This window comes from Neoroseomonas soli, from assembly GCF_018129065.1.
Lineage (GTDB): Bacteria > Pseudomonadota > Alphaproteobacteria > Acetobacterales > Acetobacteraceae > Neoroseomonas > Neoroseomonas soli.
The window spans coordinates 1-6,658 of record NZ_JAAEDM010000141.1; the positions used below are offsets into that span (position 1 = coordinate 1).

Sequence of the window (6,658 nt, forward strand, 5' to 3'; positions counted from 1 at the left end):
AAGGCCCCGCGGGGGGGGGGGGCACAGCGCGGCGCCGGCCCCCCGCGGCGGGGGGGGGCGCCTGCCGCGCCGCATTTCCGGGAGATGAACCGGACTTTAAGACCACGAACGTTTGCGAAGTGATACGTTTCACAAACGCGCCCCGATCATTACGATATCATTATTCCATTACCGGGAGCCGGCCGCGGCGTGGTACCAGATCCGGTTCCTAGGCCCGGCGATTTCCCCCCGCTCCGGACCGAGGAAGGGCATCACGTGCGCCAGCCGATCCCTCCGATGAAGCGAGCCTTCGACCTCCTCGTGGGAGGATCGATGCTGCTGGCGCTCCTGCCGTTGCTCCTCCTCATGGCGGCCGGCATCGGCGTGCTCGAAGGGCGGCCCGTCCTCTATGTTTCGCGGCGCCGTCTCAACAGCGGGCCGGCGGAGCCCATCGTCAAGTTCAGGACCATGCGGCGGGACGCCGACCGCATCGCCAACCGCGACACGGTGCCCATCGTCTCGACGCGCTTCCTCAACCTGCCGATCACCTCGCCGCTCTACACGCCGATCGGCCGGGTCATCGAACGGCTCATGCTGACCGAGATGCCGCAACTGCTGCACGTCCTTGCAGGTCGCATGAGCGTGGTCGGCAACCGCCCGCTGCCCGACAACGTCGTCGCGTCGCTGGGCGAGGAGTTCCCCCAGGTCGAGGACCGCTTCCTGACGCCGGGCGGCCTCACCGGCCCGGTCCAGCTGGTCGGGCGCGACCTTCTGAGCGACCAGCAGCGTCTCGCGATCGAGATCGCCTACTGCGATGCGGTGCTGCGCAACTACTCGCCGCTGCTCGACCTTCGGATCCTCGCCTACACCGTCCTCGCCGGCTTCTCCGAGAGTGCGCGCTTCACCTCCGAGGAGGTGCTCGACCTGCTGGCCCGCCACGGCGCCCGACTGGTGCGCGAGGCGCCGCCGCGCCGGCTCGGCAAGCCGGCCGCACCCGAGCCGGACCAGGAGCCGCCGGAGACCGTGCCGGCGGTGCATGAGGGGTCGGGCAACCGATGACGCGCACCCGGCAGCGGTCGCTCGCGGGCCCGCTCCTGGGGCTCTGGTTCGCCGCCTTCGGCGCGGCCGCGGCGGGCGCCGAGCCTTTCGTGGTCGGCCCGGGCGACCGGATCGCCATCACCGTCCACCGGCGCCCCGACCTGTCCGGGGAATTTCGCGTTCTCCCCGGCGGCGCGCTCTCGCTGCCCTTCATCGGCAATCTCGCGGTCGCCGGACTCCCGGTCGAGGGGATCGGCGAGGCGCTGACCCGACGCCTGCGGGAGGATGCCGCCATCCTCGACCCCCGCGTCTCGGTCGAGATCGCCGAGTTGCAGCCGATCCTGGTCGCCGGCGTGATCCGCCGGCCCGGCCAGTTCCCCTTCCAGCTCGGCATGACCGTCGGGCATGCGGTGGCCCTCGCCGGCGGCGCGCGCCGGATCGAAGGCGAGGAGATCGGCGCGCGGATCGAGATCGCGCGCCTGCGCGAGCAGTTGCGCCAGAACCAGGGCGCGCTCGGCATCGCGCTGGTCGCCCGCACGCGCCTGCTCGCCGAGGCCGCCGGCGCGGCCGATGTCGATGCACCGGCGGAGGCCGCGCGCTTCCTCCTGCCCGAGCGGCTGCACCAGACCCTGGAGGCGGAGCGCGAGATCCTGCGCCGCCGCGTCGAGGCGCACGCCACCCTGATCGCCATGCTGACGACCCAGCGCGAGGCCTACAACGACGAGATCCGGGCCCTCGAGGAGCAGGACGCCTCGAAGGACCAGGAGGCGGCGCTGCTGAACCAGGAGCGCGCCTACGTCGCCGACCTGATGCGCCAGGGCCTGACCGCGCGCGATGCCCGCGTGGTGCAGCTGGCGCGATCGGCCGTGCAGGTCGAGGGCGAGCGTCGCCAGATCAGGGCCTACATCGCCCGCGCGCGGCAGGAACTCGCGCGCATCGAGCAGACGCGCGGCAGTGCCGTCACGCAGCGCCGGCTCGAGATCACGACGGGCCTCAAGGACGCCGAGGACACGATCGCGCGCCTGCGCGTGGCGGTGGAGGAGGGGCGCGCCGGCCTCGCCGAACTGCGCGGCGTGCTGCCGCCGGAGGACAGCCCCCTCGGCCCGCCCGCGGCCCTCGCCTACACGATCCTGCGCGTGCGTTCCTCCCCGCCGGAACGGATCGCGGCGCGCATCGACACGCCCCTGCTGCCGGGCGACCTCGTGGAGGTCACCTCCGACGAGCCTGCGCCGGGCCGGCGCCTCGCGTCGGAGATGCCCCGCTGACGATCGTGCCGGCATACCGCGGGGATGGCGCCCCATGACCCGCGCCGGCGCGCGCCAGGCGCCGCCACGGCCGGTGCCACTGCCGCACTTCCCCTGGAGGAGCCTGCGATGAAGGTGGTGATCCTGGCCGGCGGTTCCGGCACCCGCGCCTATCCGTTCACGGAATACCTGCCGAAGCCGATGATGCCGGTGGGCGGCAAGCCGATCCTGCTGCGGGTGATGGACCTCTATGCACGCCAGGGCATCACCGAGTTCATCGTCTCGGTCGGCCACCGCAAGGAGGTCATCATCGACTACTTCGACGGCCGCGACTTCGGCTGGAAGATCGACATCGTGGACACCGGCGCGACGACGGATACCGGCGGGCGCATCCGCGGCTGCCGGCACCTGCTCGGGGAAACCTTCATGGCCACCTATGGCGACGGGCTCTCGGACGTGGTCTTCGCCGACCTGCTCGCCTTCCATCGCCGCGCCGGCAAGCTCGCCACCATCACCTCGGTCCCGCTGCGTTCCCAGTACGGCACCATCGAGGCCGATGCGGACGGCACCATCCGGGACTTCCGCGAGAAGCCCGTGCTGCGCGAGCACTGGATCAACGCCGGCTTCTTCGTCATGGAACGGCGCGTCTTCGACCACTGGCAGGGCGAGAGCCTGGAACGCGAGGTCTTCCCCAACCTGCTGCCCGGGCGCCATCTTGCCACCTTCCACCATGACGGCTTCTTCAAGTCGATGGACACCCACAAGGACCAGCAGGAGCTCGAGACGATGTTCTCCGAGGGCAATCTTCCCTGGCTCCGCAATGCGGCCTGACGGACGACGGAAAGGAGCCGCCCGGCGATGAGCGGCGCCGCGGATTTCTGGGCGGGCAAGCGTGTCTTCGTCACCGGCGCCGCGGGCTTCCTCGGCTCCTGGACAGTGCAGGAACTGAACCGCCGCGGCGCGACGACGATCGGCTATGTCCGCGACGGCGGCTGGCACCTGGCGCGCCGCGACGACCCGGCGACGGAGCCGCACTTCATCGTGGCCGGTGCGCTCGAGGACTACGAGACGGTGCTGCGCGCCATCAACGAATACGAGGCGGACACGGTGCTGCACCTCGGCGCGCAGCCCATCGTCGGCATCGCCAACCGCAGCCCACGATCGACCTTCGAGGCGAATATCCGGGGCACCTGGAACGTGCTCGATGCCTGCCGGGAACTCGGTGGGCTGGTGAAGCGCATCGTCGTCGCCTCATCCGACAAGGCCTACGGGACGGCGCCGACGCTGCCCTATGACGAGACCATGCCGCTGCGCGGCCGCCACCCCTACGATGCGTCGAAATCCTGCACCGACATCATCGCGCAGACCTATCACAAGAGCTACGGCCTGCCGATCTGCATCACCCGCGCGGGCAATTTCTACGGGGGGCGCGACCTCAACTTCAACCGCATCGTGCCGGGCGTGGTGCGCTGGGCGCTGCGCGGCGAACGCCCGGTGCTGCGCTCCGACGGCAGCATGATCCGCGACTACATCTACGTGCGCGACGTCGTGCTCGCCTACCTCACCGTGGCCGAGCGGATGGAGGACCCCGCCATCCATGGCGAGGCCTTCAACTTCTCCACCGAGCAGCCGCTCTCGGTGCTCCAGTTGCTGGGCCACATCCTCGCCGCGGCGGGGCGGGAGGATCTTGAGCCGATCATCCTGGGCCAGGCGAGCAACGAGATCCCGGAACAGCACCTCTCGGCCGCCAAGGCGCGGCGCATGCTGGGCTGGAAGCCGGCCTGGACGCTCGACGCCGCGCTCACCGAGACGGTGGCGTGGTACCGGGACTGGATGGCGCGGGCGGAGCGCGACCTGCGCGCCTGATGCAGTCGCCGCAAGGCATGGACATCGGCCGCCGGTTGCGCGCGCCCGCCCTGCCGGCGCCTCGCGCCGCTCAGGCGTGCGCGACCGCCCGCCAGCGCGCGAGGTCGGCCTCGACCATCTCCGCGATCATCTCCTCGAGGCTCGTCTCCGGCGCCCAGCCGAGCTCCGCGCGCGCGCGCGCCGCGTCGCCCGCGGTCGCGTCCACGTCGGCCGGGCGCAGGAAGGCGGGATCCACCCGCACATGCGCTTCCCAATCGAGACCGACATGGGCGAAGGCAAGGCGGCAGAGGTCGCGGATCGACACGGCGCGGCCGGTGGCGACGACGTAGTCGCCCGCCTGCTCGTGCCGGAGCATGAGCCACATCGCCCGCACGTAGTCGCGCGCATGGCCGAAGTCGCGCCGCGCCTCGAGGTTGCCCATCGCCAGGTCCTTCGCCAGCCCGAGGCTGATCCGTGCCGCGCCGTCGGTGATCTTGCGCAGCACGAAGGCAGTGCCGCGCAGCGGGCTGTCATGGTTGAACATGATGCCGTTGCAGGCGTGCAGGCCGAAGGCGTCGCGGTAGTTCACCACCAGGCAGTGTGCCAGCACCTTGGCCGAGGCGTAGGGGCTGCGCGGGCGGAAATGGGTCTCCTCGTTCTGCAGCATCGTCGCGGTGCGGCCGAACATCTCGCTCGAACCGGCCTGGAACAGCCGCGCCGCAGGGGCGGCGATGCGCAGCGCCTCCAGCATGTTGGCGGTGCCGATCGCCGTGACCTGCGCCGTCAGCAGCGGCTGGTCCCAGGACATGCGCACGAAGGACTGGGCGGCGAGGTTGTAGACTTCGTCCGGGCGCACCTGCTGGAGCATGCGAATGAGCGAGGAGAGGTCGATCAGGTTGCCGTCCACCATGCGGACCTCGCCGTGGCAGGACAGCTTGCGGAGCTGCTCCTGCACGGCCTCGGCGCCGCCGTGGCGGTGCAGCAGGCCGAACACCTCGTATCCCTTCCCGAGCAGCAGGGCAGCGAGATAGGCACCATCCTGGCCGGTCACTCCGGTGATCAGCGCGCGTGCCATCCGCTTCGCTCCCCCAATCCCCCGCGGCACGCCGAGACTAGACGGGGCTACGGCGTTGGGCCAGCGAAACGAACGTGTTCAGCCCGCGGCGACGGGGGCGAGGGAGGGCAGCCCGGCGCGAAACCGCATCGCCACGCGCAGGCCTTCCTCGGGGAAGGACACATTGACCTCGGCGCCCGGGCCGAGGTCGTGCGTCAGGCCGCGTTCCAGCATCCGCATGCCGAAGCCGCGGCGTTCGGCGGGCGGCGGCGCCACGGCGGGCCCGCCGCTCTCGCGCCAGTCGAAGCGGACGGTGCCGTCCTCGCCGAGCGACCAGGTCGCGTCCACCTCGCCGCCTGGGCGCGACAGCGCGCCGTGCCTGACCGCGTTGGTCGCGAGTTCGTGCAGCGCGAGCACCAGGGTCTGGGCTTGTGCCGCATCGACCTGGATGCGGCCCGAACCGCCGAGGCGGATCGCGCGCCCGCCTTCGAGCCAGGGGGCGAGGCCGGCGCGCACCACGCGCGCGAAGTCCACCTTGTCCCAGCCCTGTTCGGCGAGCAGGTCGTGGCTGCGCGTCAGCGCCTGCAGCCGCCCGACGAAGTCCCGCCCGAAGCCGTTCGAGGTGGTGCCGGCGCGCCGCAGCGACTGCGCCGCGATCGACTGCACGCGCGCGAGGGTGTTCTTCACGCGGTGGTTCAACTCGGTGACCAGCAGCTCGCGCGAGCGTTCGGCGCGCATGCGCTCGGTCACGTCCTGCATCACGGCGGAGACGCCGGTGACGACGCCGTCCGCATCCTTCACCGGATGGCAGGAGGCGAGCCAGTGCCGCACGTGCTGCACCGCGCCCGGCGCCTGGCCGGTGCAGGTGACGTCGAGCACCGGCCGCCCGGTCGCCAGCACCTGGCGTTGCGCGTCCTCGAGCGGGTTGGCGAGGCCGTCGGGCATCACCTCGTGCGGCGCGTGCCCGATATGGGCCTCGGTCGGCAGGCCGCTGATGGCGGCGAAGCGCGCATTCACGTTGACGAAGCGCAGCCCCGGATCGACGAGGGCGAGGCCGACCGGCACGGTGTCGTAGACGGCGCGCAATTCGGCGACGGTCTGGCGCACCTGCGCCTCGTTGAAGCGGTGCGCCGCGCCTGCGCCGCGCGCGTCGGTCACGTCGTGGATGGCGCCCACCCATTCGACCAGCTGGCCGTCCTCGGTGACGACCGGCACGCCGGTCGCGCGCACCCACCGCCAGGACCCGGCCTCGTCGGCGTTGCGCAGCCTGAACTCGACGCCGATCTGGCCGCGCGCGACGAGGCAGCGGCCCCATTCGGCGAGCGTCGGCGCGCGGTCGTCCGGGTTCAGCATCTCGATCCAGCCGTCGCCGCGGAAGGCGGGCGGGGTCTGTCCGGTCAGGCCGGCCCAGCCGGCGGCCTCGGTCCAGCCGCCGGCCGCATCCGCCCGCCAGAGCACGAGCGCGCCGGCTTCGGCGAGGGCGCGCAGGCGGCGCTCG

General features: G+C 71.8%; 6 protein-coding genes. 4 read left to right on the top strand and 2 right to left on the bottom strand.

What is annotated here, in order from left to right; genetic code table 11:
• Positions 1 to 255: 255 nt before the first annotated feature.
• The 4 genes from GXW76_RS24520 (at position 256) to GXW76_RS24535 (ending at position 4,127) form a co-directional block, all read left to right on the top strand.
• A complete protein-coding gene (locus GXW76_RS24520; protein WP_211864768.1) occupies positions 256 to 1,038 on the top strand; it encodes a sugar transferase in 783 nt (260 codons plus the stop codon).
• Positions 1,035 to 2,282: a polysaccharide biosynthesis/export family protein gene (locus GXW76_RS24525; RefSeq protein ID WP_211864769.1), complete on the top strand. Its 1,248-nt coding sequence runs from the start codon at positions 1,035 to 1,037 to the stop codon at positions 2,280 to 2,282. The genes GXW76_RS24520 and GXW76_RS24525 overlap by 4 nt, the downstream gene beginning before the upstream one ends.
• Positions 2,283 to 2,390: 108 nt before the next feature.
• On the top strand, positions 2,391 to 3,092 hold the full coding sequence (locus GXW76_RS24530; protein ID WP_211864770.1) for a sugar phosphate nucleotidyltransferase: 702 nt from the start codon (positions 2,391 to 2,393) through the stop codon (positions 3,090 to 3,092).
• Positions 3,093 to 3,119: 27 nt separating this feature from the next.
• Positions 3,120 to 4,127 (top strand): GDP-mannose 4,6-dehydratase, encoded by a 1,008-nt coding sequence (locus GXW76_RS24535; RefSeq protein ID WP_211864771.1) that lies wholly within the window; start codon positions 3,120 to 3,122, stop codon positions 4,125 to 4,127.
• A gap of 70 nt (positions 4,128 to 4,197) precedes the next feature.
• Here GXW76_RS24535 and GXW76_RS24540 read toward each other — a convergent pair whose 3' ends face one another.
• Both GXW76_RS24540 and GXW76_RS24545 read right to left on the bottom strand, forming a co-directional pair.
• Positions 4,198 to 5,181 carry a GDP-mannose 4,6-dehydratase gene (locus tag GXW76_RS24540; RefSeq protein WP_211864772.1) on the bottom strand — a complete coding sequence of 328 codons (984 nt, stop codon included), beginning with the start codon at positions 5,179 to 5,181 and terminating at the stop codon, positions 4,198 to 4,200.
• Positions 5,182 to 5,259: 78 nt separating this feature from the next.
• The coding region (locus GXW76_RS24545; RefSeq protein ID WP_211864773.1) for a sensor histidine kinase at positions 5,260 to 6,658 on the bottom strand (1,399 nt) is incomplete at its 5' end.